Genomic DNA, 18,857 nt, shown 5'->3' on the forward strand with positions numbered 1-18,857 from the left:
GTCGGCCACCTGCGCGGCGCGGGCGCGCAGCGCCGCGGCGGCGGCCGGGATGTCGGGGACGCCGCGGGTGATGCGGGTCAGCACGTGCGCGCGGCGGCGGTGCGCCTCGGCTTCGTCGGCGGCCAGCACGTCGACGAGGCCGGTCACCCGCTGGGCGCGCTCCTCGTACCGCTCCTGGACGAGCCGGAGTTGGCGCAGGGCGTCCTGCACGCCCTTGAGGTCGCGTTCGAGGCCGTCGAGGTCGACGTCGCCGACCCGGGAGCGGGCGGTCACGCCGACGAAGCGCAGCGGGTCGGCGGCGACCCGGGCGCGGGCGGCGGACAGGCGCTTGCGCACCTCGGCGACCACGCGCGCCTCCACGCCGAGGGCGGCCTGACCGCCGAGCCGGTCCACGAGCGACGCGGCCTCGGTCGCCGCCGCCTCGACCCGGTCCAGGCGCGGCAGCACGAGCGACCACACCTCGTCGACGGAGGCGACCAGTTCGGTCGCGCGGCGCCAGACCGTGTTCATCTCGGCGACCACGGCGTCGAAGGTCAGCATGCGGGGCGAGGCGGCCGGATCGAGCAGGCCGCGCCGCCCGATCGGCACCTCCTCGCCGGGCACACTCACGTTGGCACCGGTCAGCAGCCGGGCCATCTCGTCCAGTTCGGTGCGCGAGGGCCGGGACCGCCGGGACCGCAGCGCGCGGGCCTCGTCGAGCACGGCACCGTAGGCGGAGTACAGCTCCCACAGCCGGGCGATGTCGGTGCGGCACGCCACCCAGCGCTCCTCGGTGCGCCCTTCGAGCGCCGCCCCTTCGAGGAGGCGGCGGCCGGGGTGCTCCTCGAGTGCCATGAGTCCGGCGGATATTCCGTCGCGCTCGGTGTCGAGACGGGCGATCTCGCGGTCGACGTCCTCGCGCGTCCAGGTGCCCGGGGTCGTCACGACTCGGTCCGCCAGGTGGTGACCGCCGGGGGACGCGGGACGGTCTCGTCGAGCGAGGTGCCGATGTACGCCTTGTACAGGTCGGTCCAGCGGCCGGAGCGCTTCACGTCGGCGAGCACGGCGTTGACGAACCGCACGAACTCCGGGTCCTCCTTGTTGACGGCCATGCCGTACGGTTCCTCGCTGATCCTGCCGCCCACCACTTCGGTGAACTTGGCGTCCTGGGCCTGGAGTCCGGCCAGGATGGTGTCGTCGGTGGAGATGGCGTCCGTCTCGCCTTTCTGGAGTTTGACGAGGCAGTCGGCCCAGGTCTCGCCCTCGACGGGGATGGCCTGGTACTGCGGTTCCTTGATGCGGGTGAGCGATGTCGAGCCGTTGACCGCGCAGACGCGGTACCCGGCGAGGCCGGCCAGGCCCTCGGTACGGGCGCGCGCCGGCAGGCCCGGGTCCTTCTGCACCAGTGTGCGCTGCCCGGCCGTGAAGTAGACGTCGGAGAAGTCGACGCGCTCGCGGCGCTCGCAGTTGACGGTCATCGTCATCGCGACGATGTCGACCTGCCCCGATTCGACGGCGGGGACGCGGTCGGCGTTGCGCAGCACCCGGAACTGGATGCGGTTCGGCCCCGCGTCGCCGAAGATCGCCTTCGCCACCTCGCGCAGCAGGTCGATGTCGAAGCCCTTGAGGGTCGCGTCGACGGGGTCGAGATAACCGAACGGGTACGTGCTCTGGTCGACCCCGGCTCTCAGGTACCCGCGGCGGACGATCTCCGCCATCTTGCTGTCCTGCGGCCACGAGCCGGGGGCCGGCAGCGAAGCGGGCGGCCGGAGGCTCAGCTTGGGGTCCCCGCAGTCCGTCGCGGCCGGCGCGGCCGGCGCCGACTGCGCGGCGGGGCCGGCCTGGGGCTGCCGGCGCGCGCCGTCCGCGCCGGCGCCGCCCTGCGACGCGACCACGAGGGCGATGCCCGTGGCCAGCGCGGCGGCCGTGCGCCGCGTACGCCGTCCGTACCGTCCGCGCGGTCCCGTGTGCTTCACCGGTACTCCCCCAGCCTGCGGCGGACCCCGTCGACGATCGCCGCGGAGGCGGCGACCGCGAGGACGAGGAGCCCCACCGCCAGTCCCTCCATGGCGTCGCGGCCGCGGTCCGCGGCCTTCTCGAAGTCCTGCTGGTCCTTGGCGATCGCCTCCGAGAGCGCCTTCTCGGCGCGCTCGAAGGCGACTTGGGAGAGCCCGTCGTCGTTGATCACGAGTGCGACGGCGCCCTTGAAGTTGGTCTGGTCGTACTGCTCCTTGACGTTGGCGTGCGCGACCTTCCAGTCGGCGACCGCGGCGCGGGCGTCGGCAATCCGTGCGGAGGTGACGGTGTCGTCCGCCGACCGGCGCGCGGCCGCGTTCAGCAGTCCCTCGGGACCGTCGGCCTGCAGAAGCCGGAACTGCTCCGTCAGCGCGGCCTCGTACACGCCGCCGTCGGTCCCGTTCTGGACGAGGATCTGCCCCTCCGCCGCACGGGCCTTCAACACCGCGAACCGAGCGTCCGACAGGACGTCGACCGGATGCCAGCCTTCGTCGCGGCTGTCCGCCAAGTCCGAACGCGCGGCGGAGAGTCCCACGGTGAGCCAGGCCAGCGAGGCCGCCACCGCGAGGGACGCGAGCAGCAGCCCGGGGTTGAAGACCCGCTTCGTCCGCCGGGCGAGCATCACCTGCGCGACCACCAGCGCGGCCACCGCGAACGCACCGGACAGGTACGCCGTCCACGGCACACCGGTCGCCGCCTTGTGGTCGTCGCGCAGCCGCCCCGCCGCGATCTCGTGCAACTCGGCGGCGGCCGGCAGGATCACGCGCTCCATCTGCCGGCTCGCCGCGCGCAGGTACGACGCGCCGACCGGATGCCCCTGCCGCGTCTCCGACTTCGCCCGCGCGACGTCCTCGCGATACTTGGGGATCTCCACGGCCAGGCGGCTCAGCAGCTCCGCGACCGGACCGGACGCGCCCGCGGACGACGCCGACATCAGGGTCCGCTGCGCCGTCTCCGCCGACCGCTCGTAGTCCTCGCGGAGTTCCTTCTTCTCCACACCGCCCGACAACAACCCGGCGGCCGCGGCGGCGTCGGCCTCGGCGAGCGAGCGGTACAACTCCTGCGTGCGGACGCCGAGCGGTTCGCTCCGCGTCGCGACCCGTTCCGCCGCCTGCGACCGCTCCCGCACCGCGAGGAACGCGAACAACCCCGCGAGCAGCGACAACACGACGAGCAGCACGCCGACGAGGGCAAGTCGCCCGGGTGTGGTCCGCGCACCGCGCGCCACCCGCCCGATCGCCCGGCGCCCCACCGACGCGGCATCGGGTCCGGCTACCGCTGTGACCACCCGCCACCTCCCCCGGGAACGCCCCCCATCCCGCCGATCCCGACCGGATCGGCAGCCACGAGGGTCGGTCCGCCCCCACCCCCGAAGTTATCGTGCGCCACCTCCGACGCCCGATGGTCTTCCCTCAATCCACCCATGAGCAGGGATTCTGACGCGCCTTGCCGCCGCCCGGGATTGCCTCTGGGGCAACAACCGGGGGCGGCCCGGGAGCGCCGACTCCGGTTCGCAGCGCGGCGCCCGGTCCCCGGCCGCGGTGTGCGGGTGATCTACCCTCGGGCGCCGGCCGAGTGGGCCGCCCAGCGGTCGTGGTGGTGGGTGACCTCGATCGGGCGGGCGAAGCAGCTGGTGAGGTTCGGGCTCGTCAGGACCTCGGCCACCGGGCCGGACGCCTGGACCCGGCCGTCGCGCAAAAGCATGGCGTGGCCGATGTTCGGGGCCAGTTCCTCCAGGTGGTGCGTCACCGTGACGGTGGCCAGGCGGGGGCGGGCGGCCGCGAGGCGGTGCATCGCGTCGATGAGGTCCTCGCGCGAGGGCAGGTCGAGGGCGTTGAACGGTTCGTCGAGCAGCAGGAGGGCAGGCTCGGCGAGCAGCGCGCGGGCGATGAGGATGCGGGCGCGCTGGCCGCCGGAGCACACACCGTACGGCCGGTCGGCCAGTTCCTTGAGGTCAAGTTCGGCCAGCAGCTCGTCGGCCCTCGCACGCGTGGCGGCGTCGTACTTGCGCCACAGCGGCTGCACGGTTCCGGTCGCGCCGGTGAGCACGACCGTGTGCGCTGTCTCGTCGAGCGGCACCTTCTGGGCGCTGGAGACGAACCCGATGACCGCCCGCAGCTCCCGCACGTCGACGCGGCCGAGGCGGTGGCCGAGCACGTCGACGGTGCCGACCGTGGGGTGCATGGTCGCGCCGAGGAGCCGCAGGACGGTCGTCTTGCCGGCGCCGTTGGCACCGAGGAGCGCCCAGTGCTCGCCCGCGCGTACCGTCCAGTCGATCCCGTCGAGGATCACCTGGCCCGTCGTGTACTTGCGCACACCGACGCCGCGCAGGGCGGCGACGGTACGGGGCTGCTCGGACACGTCGTCCACGGTTCCTCCGGTGGTTTCTCGGCGGTGCCTCCCAGGCCGCCCCCACCATAGATGCATACAACATGTATCTGTTGCGGGCGTCCAGGGTCCGGACTGCGGTGGAGCGCCCCGCGACATTCGGGACCGGCCCGTGTCAGCGCCGTGTCAGCGGTTCGGAGCGCGTATCAGCCGGGTGTGCGCGCCCTGTCAGCACACCGGCGCAACGTGGTCGTCGTCACCTGATGAAGAACCACGGGAGCCACGATGACCCGCTACGCAATTGAGGCCGAGGGCCTCGTCAAGCGCTACGGCAAGACCACCGCCCTGGCCGGGATCGACCTGGTCGCCCGCGAGGGCACCGTGCTGGCGCTGCTCGGTCCCAACGGGGCGGGCAAGACCACCACCACCCGCATGCTCGCCACCCTGATCGCCCCGGATGCCGGGCACGCCAGCGTCGGCGGCTACGACATCGTCCGCGACGCCCCCGAGGTCCGTCGCCTGATCGGCCTGACCGGGCAGTACGCCTCGGTGGACGAGGAGATGTCGGGCTTCGAGAACCTGGTCCTGCTGGGCCGCCTGCTGGACCTGTCGCGCGCCGACGCCAAGGCCCGGGCCCGCGAGCTGCTGGAGCGGTTCGAGCTGAGTGACGCGGGCAACCGCGCGCCCGGCACGTACTCCGGCGGTATGCGCCGCCGCCTGGACCTGGCCGCGAGCCTGGTCGGCCGCCCGCGCTTCCTCTACCTGGACGAGCCGACGACCGGACTCGACCCGCGCAGCCGCGGCGACGTGTGGGGGCTGGTCCGCGGCCTCGTCGCCGACGAGGGCGTCACCGTCCTGCTCACCACGCAGTACCTCGACGAGGCCGACCAGCTCGCCAGTGACATCGCGGTGATCGATCACGGCCGCGTCATCGCCAACGGCACCGCCGACTCGCTCAAGTCCCAGATCGGCGGGCAGAGCCTGGAGATCCGTCCGGCCGACACCGCGCGCCTCGACGAAACGGCCGCCATCGTCGCCGAGTTGACGGGTCTCGTGCCGGACCTGACCACCCGGCCCGGGGTCGTCACCGTCGCGGTGCACGACCCGGACCTGTTGCCGTACGTGGTGCGCCGCCTCGACGAGTCCGGCATCCGCGCCACCGAACTCGCGCTGCGCCTGCCGAGCCTCGACGAGGTGTTCATGGAGCTGACCGGGCACGGCGCGGACGCCGAGGCGCCCGCCGCCGCATGAGGCGTACCGCGCCGCACACCGTGTGGTGCCGCCGACGCCCCGACGTTGCCGCGACCCCGATCTTCCGCACCCTCGTCCGCCGCTACGAACGCGTCGCCCTGCTCGCCGCGTTCACCTTCCTCGTCCTGTTCAGGAGCTTCCTATGACCACCGCCACCACGCACACCGACGCATCGTCCCCCGAGTCCCCCGGCTCCTCCGGTTCCTCCGGTTCGGGCGGCCCCGCGCTGCGGAAATCCGCCCCGCACGAACCCGGTGCCCGGAGCCAAGTGCCCCGCCGCTCCGACCCGTTCGCGGTCGTACGGCACACCCTGACGCTCACCTGGCGCAATCTCGTCAAACTCAAGCACCAGCCCGAGCAGTTGATCGACCTCACACTGCAACCGGTCATCTTCATCGTGATGTTCGTGTACCTCTTCGGCGGCGCGATCGAAGGCAGCACGCACGACTACCTGCAGTTCGTGTTGCCCGGCATCCTCGTGCAGACCGTCGTGTTCGCGTCGCTCGGCACGGGGGTCGGGCTGTGTGAGGACGTCGCCAAGGGCGTCTTCGACCGCTTCCGCTCCCTGCCGATCTCCCGCTTCGCGCCCCTGGCCGGTGCCGTCCTGGGCGACATCTGCCGGTACATGGTGGCCATCGCCATGGTGTTCGGCTTCGGCTCGGCGATCGGCTTCCGCGTGCAGACCAACGCCCTGGCCGCGCTCGCCGCGGTCGGCCTCGTCCTGGTGTTCGCCTTCGCGATGTGCTGGATCTTCGCGTTGCTCGGCGTCGTCATGAAGAACCCGCGCAGCGTGCAAGGCACCGCCATGCTGGTCGGCTTCCCGCTCACCTTCGGCGCCAACATCTTCGCTCGCACCGAGACCATGCCCGGCTGGCTGCAGGCGTGGGTCGACGTCAACCCGATCAGCCACCTCACCAGCGCGGTACGCGGGCTCCTGGTCGGCGGCGAGGTCGCCGGCCACGCGGTCGCCACGCTTCTGTGGGCCGCAGCCATCTTCGCGGTGTTCGCCCCGCTGGCCGTGCGCCGCTACAAGAACAACACCTGATCAACCCGCACTCCGCGTGACGCGGCGGTCCCGGCGGTCCTCCTCCGCCGGGGCCGCCGCGTCGTCGTGCGCGGACGACGGCGCCGGTGTCGGAGTCGGAGTCGGTGCGGACGCCGCCGACCCCGCGGGCGCCGACCGGCGGCCCGGCAGGAACAGCCCGGCCAGGGCGCCCAGCAGCGCGAGGCCCACACCGACGCCGAGTGCCGCGGTGAAGCCGTCGGAGAACTGCTCCGCGGTCGCGTAGCCGCCCGTACCGGAGAAGACCGCGACGGCGACCGCGATGCCGAACACGCCGCCCAGTTCGCGCATCATGCCGTTGGCCCCCGCCGCCTTGCCGATCTCCACGTGCTCCACCGCGCCGACGACCGAGGTCTGCACCGCGGGGATGGCCATCGACACCCCGCAGCCCGCGATCACCAGCGGCGCGACCAGCGTCCCGTACGCCACTCCCGGCTCCGCCACCAGCGCGATCCACCCCAGTCCCACGGCCTGCAACGCCAAGCCCCCGGAGAGCAGCGGGCGTTCGCCGATCCGGTCGACCAGGGCACCGGCAACGGGCGCGCAGAAGAACAGCGTTGCCGTCCACGGCATCAGGCGCAGCCCCGCCCCGAGCGGGCCGTAGCCGAGCACGGTCTGCATGAACTGCGCCAGGAAGAACACCGCCACGAACAACGACGCCATCGTGAAGAACACCGCGGCGTTGCCCGCCGAGAAGGCCCGGGACCGGAAGAACCGCAAGGGCAGCATCGGTTCGGGCGTCCGCTGCTCCCAGCGTACGAAAGCGGCCAGCAGGGCCGCGCCGCCCAGCAGCGCGCCAACGACCTCCACGCTCCCCCAGCCTGCCGGGTTGCCGCGTACCAGCGCCCAGACGACCCCGAACGACCCGGCGGTCACCAGCCCCACACCGGGCAGGTCGAGCGCGCTGTCCGGGCCGTGGCTCTCCGGCAGCTTGCGCAGCACCAGCGGTACGGCGGCCAGTCCGATCGGCACGTTGATCCAGAAGATCCACTGCCACGCCAGGCCCTCGGCGACGGCGCCGCCGACCAGGGGGCCGAGCGCCACGCCCAGCCCGGTGACGCCCTCCAGAATGCCGATGGCCGCGCCCCGCCGATGGGCCGGGAACGCGGCGCTCACCAGCGCGAGGGCGAGCGTCATGATCAGCGCGGCCCCGACTCCCTGGACGGCCCGCGCGGCGATCAGCGCCGCGACACTGCCGGACAGCGCACACGCCGCCGATCCCGCGGTGAACAGCAGCAGGCCCGCCGCGAACATCCGGCGCCGCCCGAAGCGGTCGCCGACCGCGGCGGCGGTCAGCAGCAGCACGGCGAAGCTGAGGTTGTACGCGTTGACGGTCCACTCGAGTTCTTCCACCGACGACCCCAGGTCGAGCCGGATCGTGTGCAGCGCGGTCGACACGACCAGGGTGTCCAGTGCCGCCATGACCGACGCCACCGCGCCCAGGGCGAGCGCCCAGCGCCGGACGGTGGTGGTGGCCGGCTCGGCACCGCCCGTGCCCTTCGTATCTCCGAGTTGTGTCCTCGGTTCGCCGCTCATATCCGTCTCCCTGGTTCGTTCCGAAGCCTCACCGATACCGATCCGCGGGCTTCCGAGAACTCATCGCCGCGGGCAATAGGCGCAGGTCAGAGGCGTTCGCATTGGCCGGTGACCCCAGCACGCGCGCGCGACGCGGCGCCCGGTCGCGATGAGTTTCGGCGGCCGCGCGGGTCTGTATTCACAAGGGGCGACGAAGGGACCGGTCATGGCAGCGCCGCGCAGCGACGAGGACTTTCTCCGGAACACGGGCGGGATGCAGCCCGAGTTGCTGGCGTACTGCTACCGCATGCTCGGCTCGGTGCACGATGCCGAGGACCTGGTGCAGGAGACCCTGCTGCGCGCGTGGCAGGCGTACGGCGGCTTCGAGGGCCGCGCCTCGATGCGCACCTGGCTCTACCGCATCGCGACCAACGTGTGCCTGCGCGCGCTGGAACGCCGTGAGCGCCGCGATCTGCCCGTCGGGCTCGGCGGGCCGGACGCCGACCCGGACCTGCCACTCGCCCCCGAGCGGCCCGGCCACAGCTGGCTGCAACCGCTGCCGGACGCCCTCGTCGCCTCCGCCGCCTCCGCCGCCGATCCGGCGGCCGTGGTCGGCTCGCGCGAATCGATGCGGCTGGCCCTCACCGCCGCCTTCCAGTACCTGCCGCCGCGGCAGCGGGCGGTGTTGATCCTGCGCGACGTCCTCGCGTGGCGCGCCGCCGAGGTCGCCAACCTGCTCGGGACGAGCGAGGCCGCGGTCAACAGCACGTTGCAGCGGGCGCGGGCCAGGCTGGCCGACGCGGCGCCGGTCGCCGACGAGGTCGTCCGGCCGTCCGACGACGCCGAGCGCGCGCTGCTCGACCGGTACGCGGCCGCCTTCGAGTCCTCGGACATCGACGCGCTCATGGCGCTGCTCACCGACGACGCGGTGTGGGAGATGCCGCCCGTGCCGTCGTGGTTCCGTGGGCGCGCGGCCATCGGGCGCCTGGTGGAACGGCACTGCCCGGCGTTTTTCCGGGGCTCCCGCGTACTGCCGACCCGCGCCAACGGGCAGCGGGCGCTTGCCGTTTACATGGCGGGCGAGGACGGGACGTACCACGCGCAGGGCATCCATCTGCTCGACTGCGTCGCCACCACGGCTCCGGACGCGGGTGCCGTCGCGCATGTCGTCTCGTTCCACGACGCCGGGCTGTTCCCGACGTTCGGGCTGCCGCTCGTGCACCGCGGGGTACTGGTCCCATGAACGCCGCGCCGCCGCTCCTCGAACAGGCCGTCCGGTACGCGCTGGCCGTCACACGCGACATCCCTCACGCCCAGTTGTCTCGCCCCACCCCCTGCCGGGAATGGGACTTGGCGATGCTCCTCGCGCACGCCAACGAGTCGCTGGCCGCGCTGGCCGAGGGGGCGGTCGCCGGGCACGTCGCGCCGCCGGCACCGGACGAACTGGCGCCGGACGAACTGGCGCCGGACGAACTGGCGCCGAGCGAACTGGCGCCGAGCGAACTGGCGCTGAGCGAACGAGAGTCGGGCCATCGGGAGCCGGACGGACCGACAAGCCCCTGCCACGGCCGGGCCGACGGACATTCCGCTCTCGTCGGCCCGCCCCGCGACCTTCTCGCGACCTTCCGGCAGCGCGCACGGCGGCTGCCTTCCCTCTGGACGGTCACGCCGCGCGTGGTCGGCGTAGCGGACCGCGCCATGCCCGCCGACCTGATGGCGGCCGCCGGTGCGCTGGAAATCGCGGTGCACGCCTGGGACATCGCCCGCAGCTGCCGGCGCGACCTGCCGATCCCCGCCGCCGTCGCGGTCGAACTCTTTTCGGTGGGAGCGGTGTTGGTCCCGGCGAACGACCGCCACCCGTTCTTCGCACCGCAGGCCAAGGTAGCCGTGACGGCCTGCCCGAGCGACCGGCTGGTGGCTTTCCTGGGCCGCGATCCCGGTTGACCGCCCGGCCGCCGGAGCACCCACGGCCCCGCGCGTGCGGCTCAGCTCCGCGCGAGCAGTTCGGCCGCCTCCTGCTGGGAGAGCGCCGCGCCGCGCGCGTACGCCGCCTCGTACGCCTCCGGGGCGAGTGCCGCACGCACCTTGGCGGTGGTGTCGATCGTGTCGAGGCTGCCCAGGTCCTCGTGCCCGCGCAGCGCGACCGCCGCGCCGAGCAGCACGGCCGCCTGCTCGGCGTCCCCGGAGCCCAACGCCCACCACGCCATGCCTTCGGTCGTCGACGCCATCACGGGCATGTCGTGGCTGTCCATCGCCGCGACGCGCGAAGCGTCCAGCGCCAACCGGGCCTTGCCGCGCTCCCCTTGGCTGCCGTAGTGGTACGCCAGGCTCAGTTGCAGCATCGCGAGCATCTGCCCGGGGACCACCCGCGCACGCGGCAACTCGGCCAGCGCCAGGGCGTACCGCCGGTCGGCCTCCTCGCGGTCGCCCAGCAGCCGGGCCAGGTCGCCGCTGCCCGCGTAGCCGATCAGGAGGCCGCCGACGGTCTCGGCGCTCTGCGCGGTCTCCACGGATGCCGCCAGGTCCTCGCGGGCGGCGTCCGTGTCACCCAGTTGCAGGTGCATCATCCCGCGGCGCAGCAACAGGAACGGCACGTCCTCGTCCGACCGCAACTCGGCGACCAGCTCCAGGCATTCGTCGATCGCGGCAAGACCTTCCGCGAAGCGCCCGGTGTACCGGTACACCTCGGAGAGCCCGGCGACGGCCGACGAGCGCCCCCAGCGGTCGCCCAGTTCCACGAAGCGCAGCCGGGCGCGGCGCAGGCGGTCGAGGCCCTCCTCGGTGCGCCCGGCGTTGATCGAGATGTGCCCGCGCATCAGGTCGATGACGCCGCGGACCCACGGGTCCCGGTGTTCCTCGACGCTCGCCAGTGGCCGTCCCCTACCCGACGTGTAGTCGTGGAACGCCTCGTTCATGGCCTCGATGAGCACGAACACCGGGTGCTCGGGGGACGGCGTGAAGTGCCGCAGGTGCCAGCGGCTGCGCATCATCCAGCGCAGGCCCTGCATCTCGCTGGTGGTGACGACCAGGGTCGTGCCGTAGAACCAGCCGGCGAGGATCTGTGACTCGCGGTCCTCGATGTCTTCGGCCCCGGGCATGGTGAGCGCGTCGCCGAGCCACGCGGTGGCCTCGCGGTGGTAGCCGCGGATGGTCCAGTACCAGGCCATGAGCGCGACGAGGCGTACCGCGGACGCCGCGTCACCGGTGTCGACCGCGAACCGCAGGGCGGTGGCGACGTTGTCGTGCTCCTCGACGATGGCGGCGATGGCCTCCAACTGGTCGGCGGTACGCAGCATCGGATCGGCGCGTTCCAGCATCGCGACGCACCACGCCACGTGCCGCCGCGCGACGCCGGCGTCCGCACCGTCGTCGTCGCGCTGCTCGGCGGCGAACGCGGCGATGGTCTCCAGCATGCGGTAGCGCGGCTCGCCGGTTCCGAACATGTCCACGAGGGACTTGTCGACGAGACCGGCGAGGAGGTCGAGGACGTCGTCCCGGTGCACCAGTTCGCCGTCGGCGAGCACCGTCTCGGCGGCTTCCAGGGACGCTCCGCCCGCGAACACCGAGAGCCTGCGCAGCAGCGCGCGCTCCCGGTCGTCGAGCAGGTCCCAGCTCCACTCGACGACCGCGCGCAGCGTCTGGTGGCGCGCCATCGCGGTACGGCTGCCGCCGGTCAGCAACCGGAAGCGGTCGTCCAGCCGCCGGGCGATCTGCGTGGGCGTGAGCGATCGGGTGCGGGCGGCGGCGAGTTCGATGGCGAGCGGCATGCCGTCGAGGCGCCGGCAGATCTCGACGACGGCGGCGACGTTGGCACCGTCGATGCTCAGGCTGGGCCGCACGGCTTTGGCGCGGTCGGCGAACAGGCGTACGGCCGCGGAGCGGAGCACGGTCGCCGTGTCGGCGTGGGCGTCCGGGAGCGACAGCGGGCCGAGCGGGTACAGCGCCTCGCCGACGATGCCGAGCGGTTCGCGCGTCGAGGTGAGGATGCGCAGCGCGGGCGCCTCGGTGAGGAGGGTGTCGGCGATGTCGGCGGCCCCGGCGACCAGGTGCTCGCAGTTGTCCAGGATGAGCAACGCGGGGCGGCGGGCGAGGACTTCGATCACGCGGGCGAGGGCGTCTCCGGCGTTGATGCTGCCGGAGGTGTCCGTCATGGAGCTGATGATGCCGAACTCGCGGCGGCCCAGGGCGCCGAGGATGGCCTGCGGGATGTCGGCGGGGTCGTGGACCGGGGCGAGTTCGACGAACCAGACGCCTGCCGGGAATTCGGCGAGCAGTTGGGTGCCGGTCTCGACGGTGATCCGGGTCTTTCCCGCGCCGCCGGGACCGACGACGGACACGAGGCGGGAATCGCGGAGGAGTTGGGCGAGCCGGAGGCGTTCGTCGTCGCGGCCGACGAAGCTGGTGAGGCGCGTGGTGAGGTTCGTCGGCGAAGTCGTGGGCGTCGGGGCGGTCGGCGATGTCGGGGTTGTCGTGGGCGTCGAGGCGGCCTGGGCGTTCGGCTGCGCCGTGGACGGCCGGTCGGCCGCGGGGCGTTGCCCGACATCGGAGGGACGCGTGCCGGAAGTACCTGCGTCCGGGGAACTGGTGTCGGAGGACTCCGGGGGCGAAGACCCCGCGCCCGCCGCCGGGGCGACGGAGGCGGCGGCAGCCTTGGCATTGGCATTGGCATTGGCATTGGGATTGGGATTGGGATTGGGATTGGCGTCGGGATTTGCATGGGGACTGGCATCGGCAGCCGGCGAATCCGCGGGCAGCGCGCCGACCGCCGCAGCCGCAACGCGGCTGTGCCCACCTCTGCGCCCGCCGCCGCTCGTACCGCCGCCGGCACCGGTGTTCCCGACCCGCGCGTGGTCGGCGTACGCCGCCACCCTCTCCCCCCGCAGCACGGCCATGTGCACCGCGTCCAGTTCCGGCGACGGGTCGATGCCGAGTGCGTCGCCCAGTTCGGTGCGCAGTTTGTGGTAGACGGCGAGGGCGTCGGCGCGGCGTCCGACGGCGTCCAGCGCGGCCATGAGTTGGCCGTGCAGGCGTTCGCGCAGGGGGTGTTCGGTGGCGAGTTGTTCGAGTTCGGGTACCACCTCCGCGGCGCGGCCGAGGCGGAGCCGGGCGTCCACGCGGTCCTCGACCGCGGTGAGCCGCTGCTCCTCGAGGCGCGCGGCGGGCCCGGCGGCGAAGCCGGACTCGATGGCGTCCGCGAGCGCGGCGCCGCGCCACAGGTCGAGCGCGTCGGTGAGGACGCGCTCCGCGGCCGTGGGGTCACCGGCTGCCAGGAGGCGGCGGCCTTCGCCGGCGGCCCGCTCGAAGCGGTGGGCGTCGACGGCGTCCGGGGCGAGCGCCAGGACGTATCCTGCCGGGCCCGAAGTGATGGCTTCCGGGCCCAGCATGCGGCGCAGCCGGGAGACGAGGGATTGAAGGGCGTTGGCGGCCCCGGAGGGCTCGTCCTGGTCCCACACCGCACGGACGAGGCTGTCCGAGGGCACCGGACGCCCGGGGTCGAGCGCCAGGCGGGTCAGGAGCACGCGCAGGCGCGCACCGGAGACCGCTACCGGGTCCCCTCTGTCGTCCCGCACCTGAAGCGGGCCCAGCACCGAGACATACACACCCCCACTCTTCCAGGTGAAACCGGGAACGGGGCGTCGGGTGCCGCGGCGGGGGAGCGTACGCGTCGTCCTCGGACTCGGGGCCGAGGCGTCGCGGGCCCGCTTCAGGACGAGACCGCATCGGAGACCAAAACGATCATCGTGAGAATTCACTCGTCCGGGTAATAATCACCACTCTTACGAGTGAATTCGCCAGGGCGAAAAGCTCAGCCTGCCAAGCCTTCGCAGCGCACCCGACCCAGGAATTCACACCACGCGGCAGATGCCACGGGGAGGATCGGACCGGGTACCGACTTGGAATCGCGGACCCGGATGAACTCGTTGGTTCCTGCGGCTTCCACACAGTTGTTGGCGCCGCCGCTGAATGTGCTGCGATGCCAGGACAATCCCGCGTGAGCTGCGGCGACGGCCTCCGTCGCGACGAGCCTTCGGGGAGATGGATCGTGCTGTGCGTTGCTCAAGACAATTCCTTTGCAGCGTGCTCGATCATGGACGACGAGTCCCCGTACGAGAGCGCGGAAGCGCGGATGTCCTCGAACATCCGCTGATAGACGCGGACGTGGTCGGGTTCCTCGAGATAGAGGCTACTCGTGCGCGTGTCTACAACCACTACGTCCAGATCGGACAATGCGGGGAAATCGATGATGGCGAAGGCGCCTTCGATCGCGGGGTGCGCACCGGAGGCGAACGGCAGAACCTGGATGCGGATGTTCGGGCGATTTGCCGCCTCGGCGAGGTGCATCAACTGCGCGCGCATGCTCTCGCGGCCGCCGACCGCCTGCCGCAGCACCGCTTCGCCGAGCACCAGCGTGAGCTGGAAGCTGGGTTCGCCGTCGGAGCCCACCCGGTCGAGGATCGTCTGCCGTTCGGCGCGGACCCGCACGAGGGTGTCGACCTCGTCCTGGGTCAGGTCGGCGCGTACCGACGAGATCACCGCCCGGGCGTAGTCGGGGGTCTGCAACAGGCCCGGGACCAGGGAGAGTTCGAAGCCACGCATACCCGAGGCGTCGGCCTCCAGGCTGAGCAGCTCGGTGTACGACGGCGGCAGCACCGACGAGTAACTGCGCCACCAGCCGCGCTTCTTGGCCTCGCGGGCCAGCGTGAGCAGCGCCTCGCGCTCGCGCTCGTCGTCGACGGCGTACAGGTCGAGCAGGATGCGCAGGTCGACGGGGCGTACGCCGCTGCGGCCCAGTTCGATGCGGCTGACCTTCGAGTCGGAGCATTCGAGGCGGGCGGCGACGGCTTCCAGGCTCAGGCCGCACGCGTCACGGAGCCTGCGCAGTTCGGTGCCGAGCCGGCGTTGGCGGACGGTGGGGTTGGGGGCTAATGCCACGGTGCGCCTCCAAGAGGTGGAGCCGGTTGGATTTCGCGGCTGCGATGGGGGGACAGTGTGCACCACGTTGGCCCGCTTCGTGACCACTACGGAAAAACGCCCGACAATCCAAGAATGGGAGTTGCAGGCTTAGTGGTCGCACGGCAACCTGAATGTCCGATCTGACTCACCGTCGCCTTAGGGTCGCTCTCGGTCGCCAACTCCCCGACCGGTTCGGCCCCGATCTCACGCAGTCCATGCGTGTGTGTTCGGAGGATGACTATGCCGGTGTTGACGGAAGACGTCCGTCATTACTGCGTTCAACTCTCGGCCTCGGACCGGGGTGTCCGGATGGCCCGCGGGGAGGTGGAACACCTGCTGCGGACCTGGGACATCGGCGAACTCGCCGACGTCGCAACGCTGTTATTGAGCGAGTTGCTGACCAACGTGCTGATCCACGTCGGCCCGGGGTCCTGGCACTCGCTGACCGTGCGCCACGACGGCTCGTGTCTGCGCGTCGAGGTGCGCGACGCCTGTCCGAGACTGCCGGCGTCGCGCGGCGGGGGGCTCGACGACGAGTTCGGCCGCGGGCTGGCGCTCGTGGAGTGCCTCGCGCACACCTGGGGCGCGGACGCACTCCCGAACGGCAAGGTCGTCTGGTTCACCCTCAGGGGCGACGGCTAAGTTCACCCGATCAGGTGAAGTTGGCGCGGGCCTCCCGGCACTCCTCGGCGAAGGCCAGGATTCGCAGGTGATAGGCCCGCGCCGCATGGTGGAGGCTCATGTTGTGCCCGACGCCGGGCTGCGTGTGCAGTTCGACGCGCGGCGCCTGCACGAGCAGGCGCCCGGCCTCGGCCAGGGCCTCCGGGCCCGCCTGGTTGGAGTTCTCGAACTCGGCGATCGTCCAGTGCACGGGCACCCGTACCTTGCCCAGCACACCGGGAATGGTCTCCGGGTTGTCCCGGGCGTCGATGAACTCGGCCATCGGGACCGGTGCGACGATGCGGCCCTCGCGGGTGAGCAGCGCGGGGTCGAACGAGCCGGGCGGGCCGAAGAAGGTCGCCGAGCCGGTGCCGGGGCCGCGCATCGGCGGCACCATGTCCCAGCGGTCGGTCGGCACCGCGGCCATCGCGGCGGACTTCTCCGCGCTGTAGCGCAGTGGCACGCCGCCGGCCGCGATGCCCAGCAGCGCCCGGCCGTCGTCGCTCGCGCCCATGCGCAGCGCGAGCAGTGCCCCCATCGAGTGGGCGGCGAGGAAGACGCCGCCGCCGTGGTCGTCGCCGAGGTGCGCGGGCAGCGCGTCGATCAGCCCGAACACCACGCCCACCTGGTGGTCGAGGTTCTGGCGGTCGCGCGGCATCCCGGCCGAGGCGCCGTACCCGGGCCGGTCGATGGCCAGGACGGTCCAGCCGAGTGCGGCCCCGAGCGCCAGGAGCGAGGCCTCGCGGGCGTTGTCGCGGTGCCAGTACGCGGCGCGCGAGCCGCCGCCGTGCAGGGCCAGGACCGTCCCCCGCCCGGGGCCCGCGGCGGGCCTGGCCAGGAGCCCGGAAAGGCGTACGTCGCCCACGTCGTAGTGGACCGTCTCGACCTGGTGCTGCATGCGTGCGCCGACCTCCGCGTGATCTCTCCCTCCGATGACACCACATACGTCATTGACGGTGTCATGACCCCCTTCACATAATGAACTCTCATTAGTTCGCCGCCGGGCACCCGGCAGGGCACGCGGCAGCGCATGCGACCGGGCACGCGACAAGGCACGCGACAAGGCATCCGGAACGCATAGGGCAACGCACACGACACGGCACGGGAGTAGGGGCCATGAAGCACGAGGACGTCGTCAGCACGGGCCGCCGGATCATCGACCACCTGGCCGAACGCACGCTCGACCTCGGCGAGGCGCCGCTGCGCGTGGACGCCTCGGTCTTCACCGACCCCGAGCGCCTGGCCCGCGAACGCGAGGTGCTGTTCCGGCGTACGCCGCAGGTGGTCGGCTGGGCCGGCGACGTCGCCGAGCCCGGCGACTTCCTGGCGCGCGACGTGGACGGCGTGCCGGTCCTGGTGACGCGCGACCAGGACGGCGAACTGCACGCGTTCCTCAACGCCTGCACGCACCGCGGGATGCCGGTCGCCGCCGAGGACTCCGCGCGCGAGGGCACCGAGGGGACGGGCTGCGGCAGCGCGCGCCGGTTCATCTGCGGCTACCACGGCTGGCAGTTCGACTCGGCGGGCTCGCTGGTCGGCCTGCCGTCGCGACCGCAGTTCCCCGGCATCGACCCGGATCGGTTCGGCCTCAAGAAGCTGCCGGTGGCGATCTCCGCGGGCCTGATCGTGGTCGGCCTGCGGCCGGACGTCGAGGTCGCGGGCGCGCTCGACGACGTGGCCGACGCGTTCGCGGGCTTCCCGTACGACCGCACCCGCACGGTCGTCAACGAGACGTTCAGGCTCAAGGCCAACTGGAAGCTCACCGTCGACATCAACCTCGAGGGCTACCACATCCCCTTCCTGCACAAGGCCACGATCCACGGCATCGTGCTCAACAACGGCATCGTCGACACGTTCGGCCCGCACAGCCGGTTCGCGGTGCCGATCGCCGGCTTCGAGTCGCTGGCGGCGCTGCCCGAGGAGAACTGGCCGGCCCGGCTGCCGATGGTGAACGTGCAGACGGTGCTGCCGTCGACCGTGCTGCTGGAGAGCCCGCTGAGCACGACGATGCTGCGGATCTACCCGGGACAGGTGCCGGGCGAGTCGTACATCACCATGACCGAGGGCACGTGGGACCCGCTGGACGAGCAGAGCATCGCCACCGCCCGCAACAACCACGAGACCAACAAGCGCGTGTTGCGGAACGAGGACTTCCCGGGCGCCGAGGCGTGTCAGCGCGGGTTCGCGTCGGGCCTGGACACGATGGTGGTCGGGATGGGCGAATCGGCCGTCGCGCACTGGCACAACGTGTGGGACAAGGCGCTCGCCGACGCGTCCTGACCGCACCCCGAAATCGTCCTTGCGGGCCCGGCGGCTCCTCCGCGTCGCCGGTCCCGCACGGACCCGGGACCGACCGGGACGAACCCGGCCAGGCTCAGGGCGAACCCGCGCGGCCCGGGGACGCGTCCGCGACGGCGCTCAGCGCGCGACCGGAGCCAGCGTCGCCGCCAGGAACATGTCGACCAGGTTGCCCACGAACAGCTCGGGGGCGATCTGCGTCGGCCTGCCCGCGAACTCCAGCAGCCGCGCCCGGTCGGCGAGCGCGTGCAGCACCATCGTGCCGCCGACGCGCATCCGCTCGGGCCGCAGCAGCGCCGGGACGTGGTGGCCGTGCTTCCAGATGCGCGCGTACGCCTCGTCCGCCAGCGTCTGCGTCAGCAGCTCCCGCACCTCGGGCGCGCTGCGCGAGGGGTCGGCCATCAGCTCGGCGGTGATGCGCAGGAACGCGCGGCCCCGCCAGTCTCCGTCCAACTGCTCGGCCAGCGGCAGCACGAACGCCTCGGCCGACCTGCGCACCTTCTCCGGGTGTGCGTCGGCCAGCGCGAGCAGTTCGTCGCGCCGCGCCCGCACCTGGGGGATGTGCCGCTCCAGCATCGCGCGCAGCAGGCCCTCGCGGGAGCGGAAGTGGTACTGGAGCGCGGACGCGTTGCGCTGCCCGGCCGCGGTGTTGATCTCGTTGAGCGACACCGCGGCGATGCCGCGCTCGGCGAACAGCCGGGCGGCGCTGTCGAGCAGTTCTCGGCGCGTGGCCTCTGGATTGCGTCCCACGAGTGTTGAAACTAACGGACCCCGTACTTAATGTGCACTCATC

Annotated in this window: 17 protein-coding genes; 7 read left to right on the top strand and 10 right to left on the bottom strand. The window is 72.3% G+C overall.

Annotated features, from left to right (window positions below; all coding sequences use genetic code 11):
- The 4 genes from AB0C36_RS28345 to AB0C36_RS28360 form a co-directional block, all read right to left on the bottom strand.
- Positions 1 to 924 (bottom strand): hypothetical protein (locus tag AB0C36_RS28345; RefSeq protein WP_358359265.1); only part of this gene is annotated, 924 nt, incomplete at its 3' end.
- Positions 921 to 1,955, bottom strand: a complete 1,035-nt coding sequence (locus AB0C36_RS28350) for a glutamate ABC transporter substrate-binding protein (protein ID WP_358359267.1) — start codon at positions 1,953 to 1,955, stop codon at positions 921 to 923. The genes AB0C36_RS28350 and AB0C36_RS28345, both read right to left, overlap by 4 nt.
- Positions 1,952 to 3,283, bottom strand: a complete 1,332-nt coding sequence (locus tag AB0C36_RS28355) for a GlnX family signal transduction membrane protein (protein WP_358359269.1) — start codon at positions 3,281 to 3,283, stop codon at positions 1,952 to 1,954. Before AB0C36_RS28355 ends, AB0C36_RS28350 begins: the two co-directional genes overlap by 4 nt.
- Before the next feature lie 266 nt (positions 3,284 to 3,549).
- The gene (locus tag AB0C36_RS28360; protein WP_358359272.1) at positions 3,550 to 4,356 is read right to left on the bottom strand and encodes an ABC transporter ATP-binding protein; all 807 of its coding nucleotides are present in this window, start codon (positions 4,354 to 4,356) and stop codon (positions 3,550 to 3,552) included.
- A 252-nt stretch (positions 4,357 to 4,608) separates the two neighbouring features.
- Here AB0C36_RS28360 and AB0C36_RS28365 point away from each other — a divergent pair, with 252 nt between their 5' ends.
- The 3 genes from AB0C36_RS28365 to AB0C36_RS28375 are packed head-to-tail and all read left to right on the top strand — an operon-like array spanning position 4,609 to position 6,619.
- A complete protein-coding gene (locus tag AB0C36_RS28365) occupies positions 4,609 to 5,574 on the top strand; it encodes an ATP-binding cassette domain-containing protein (protein WP_358359275.1) in 966 nt (321 codons plus the stop codon).
- Positions 5,571 to 5,720 (top strand): hypothetical protein, encoded by a 150-nt coding sequence (locus tag AB0C36_RS28370; protein ID WP_358359278.1) that lies wholly within the window; start codon positions 5,571 to 5,573, stop codon positions 5,718 to 5,720. The genes AB0C36_RS28365 and AB0C36_RS28370 overlap by 4 nt, the downstream gene beginning before the upstream one ends.
- Complete coding sequence (locus tag AB0C36_RS28375) at positions 5,717 to 6,619, top strand: ABC transporter permease (protein WP_358359281.1); 903 nt, start codon at positions 5,717 to 5,719, stop codon at positions 6,617 to 6,619. Before AB0C36_RS28370 ends, AB0C36_RS28375 begins: the two co-directional genes overlap by 4 nt.
- Here the strand turns inward: AB0C36_RS28375 and AB0C36_RS28380 are convergent, their stop codons facing one another.
- Entirely contained in the window at positions 6,620 to 8,173 is a 1,554-nt protein-coding gene (locus tag AB0C36_RS28380) for an MFS transporter (RefSeq protein WP_358359284.1), read from the bottom strand. It lies immediately after the preceding gene.
- A 205-nt stretch (positions 8,174 to 8,378) separates the two neighbouring features.
- Here AB0C36_RS28380 and AB0C36_RS28385 point away from each other — a divergent pair, with 205 nt between their 5' ends.
- Complete coding sequence (locus AB0C36_RS28385; RefSeq protein ID WP_358359287.1) at positions 8,379 to 9,395, top strand: RNA polymerase subunit sigma-70; 1,017 nt, start codon at positions 8,379 to 8,381, stop codon at positions 9,393 to 9,395.
- Positions 9,392 to 10,096: a maleylpyruvate isomerase N-terminal domain-containing protein gene (locus tag AB0C36_RS28390; protein ID WP_358359290.1), complete on the top strand. Its 705-nt coding sequence runs from the start codon at positions 9,392 to 9,394 to the stop codon at positions 10,094 to 10,096. Before AB0C36_RS28385 ends, AB0C36_RS28390 begins: the two co-directional genes overlap by 4 nt.
- 41 nt (positions 10,097 to 10,137) lie before the next feature.
- Here the strand turns inward: AB0C36_RS28390 and AB0C36_RS28395 are convergent, their stop codons facing one another.
- The 3 genes from AB0C36_RS28395 to AB0C36_RS28405 all read right to left on the bottom strand — a co-directional run bounded on the left by AB0C36_RS28395 (position 10,138) and on the right by AB0C36_RS28405 (position 15,085).
- Entirely contained in the window at positions 10,138 to 13,752 is a 3,615-nt protein-coding gene (locus AB0C36_RS28395) for an AfsR/SARP family transcriptional regulator (RefSeq protein WP_358359293.1), read from the bottom strand.
- 206 nt (positions 13,753 to 13,958) lie between these two features.
- Positions 13,959 to 14,213, bottom strand: coding sequence for a DUF397 domain-containing protein (locus AB0C36_RS28400; protein WP_358359295.1), 255 nt, complete (start codon positions 14,211 to 14,213; stop codon positions 13,959 to 13,961).
- A complete protein-coding gene (locus AB0C36_RS28405; protein ID WP_358359298.1) occupies positions 14,210 to 15,085 on the bottom strand; it encodes a helix-turn-helix domain-containing protein in 876 nt (291 codons plus the stop codon). The genes AB0C36_RS28400 and AB0C36_RS28405 overlap by 4 nt, the downstream gene beginning before the upstream one ends.
- Before the next feature lie 330 nt (positions 15,086 to 15,415).
- Here AB0C36_RS28405 and AB0C36_RS28410 point away from each other — a divergent pair, with 330 nt between their 5' ends.
- The gene (locus tag AB0C36_RS28410) at positions 15,416 to 15,748 is read left to right on the top strand and encodes an ATP-binding protein (protein WP_358359301.1); all 333 of its coding nucleotides are present in this window, start codon (positions 15,416 to 15,418) and stop codon (positions 15,746 to 15,748) included.
- 10 nt (positions 15,749 to 15,758) lie between these two features.
- Here the strand turns inward: AB0C36_RS28410 and AB0C36_RS28415 are convergent, their stop codons facing one another.
- A complete protein-coding gene (locus AB0C36_RS28415) occupies positions 15,759 to 16,664 on the bottom strand; it encodes an alpha/beta hydrolase (protein WP_358359302.1) in 906 nt (301 codons plus the stop codon).
- A gap of 218 nt (positions 16,665 to 16,882) precedes the next feature.
- Here AB0C36_RS28415 and AB0C36_RS28420 point away from each other — a divergent pair, with 218 nt between their 5' ends.
- On the top strand, positions 16,883 to 18,046 hold the full coding sequence (locus tag AB0C36_RS28420) for an aromatic ring-hydroxylating oxygenase subunit alpha (protein WP_358359304.1): 1,164 nt from the start codon (positions 16,883 to 16,885) through the stop codon (positions 18,044 to 18,046).
- A 138-nt stretch (positions 18,047 to 18,184) separates the two neighbouring features.
- On the opposite strand, the gene AB0C36_RS28425 is transcribed toward AB0C36_RS28420, so the two are convergent.
- Positions 18,185 to 18,814, bottom strand: a complete 630-nt coding sequence (locus AB0C36_RS28425) for a TetR/AcrR family transcriptional regulator (protein WP_358359306.1) — start codon at positions 18,812 to 18,814, stop codon at positions 18,185 to 18,187.
- Between the last annotated feature and the right edge of the window lie 43 nt (positions 18,815 to 18,857).

This window comes from Streptodolium elevatio (genome assembly GCF_040649515.1).
In the GTDB taxonomy this organism is placed as follows: domain Bacteria; phylum Actinomycetota; class Actinomycetes; order Streptomycetales; family Streptomycetaceae; genus Yinghuangia; species Yinghuangia elevatio.

Coding starts and splice junctions, on each gene's coding strand:
- AB0C36_RS28365 (WP_358359275.1), top strand. CDS start 4,609: ATGACCCGCTACGCAATTGAGGCCGAGGGCCTCGTCAAGCGCTACGGC.
- AB0C36_RS28370 (WP_358359278.1), top strand. CDS start 5,571: ATGAGGCGTACCGCGCCGCACACCGTGTGGTGCCGCCGACGCCCCGAC.
- AB0C36_RS28375 (WP_358359281.1), top strand. CDS start 5,717: ATGACCACCGCCACCACGCACACCGACGCATCGTCCCCCGAGTCCCCC.
- AB0C36_RS28380 (WP_358359284.1), bottom strand. CDS start 8,173: ATGAGCGGCGAACCGAGGACACAACTCGGAGATACGAAGGGCACGGGC.
- AB0C36_RS28385 (WP_358359287.1), top strand. CDS start 8,379: ATGGCAGCGCCGCGCAGCGACGAGGACTTTCTCCGGAACACGGGCGGG.
- AB0C36_RS28390 (WP_358359290.1), top strand. CDS start 9,392: ATGAACGCCGCGCCGCCGCTCCTCGAACAGGCCGTCCGGTACGCGCTG.
- AB0C36_RS28410 (WP_358359301.1), top strand. CDS start 15,416: ATGGCCCGCGGGGAGGTGGAACACCTGCTGCGGACCTGGGACATCGGC.
- AB0C36_RS28415 (WP_358359302.1), bottom strand. CDS start 16,664: ATGCAGCACCAGGTCGAGACGGTCCACTACGACGTGGGCGACGTACGC.
- AB0C36_RS28420 (WP_358359304.1), top strand. CDS start 16,883: ATGAAGCACGAGGACGTCGTCAGCACGGGCCGCCGGATCATCGACCAC.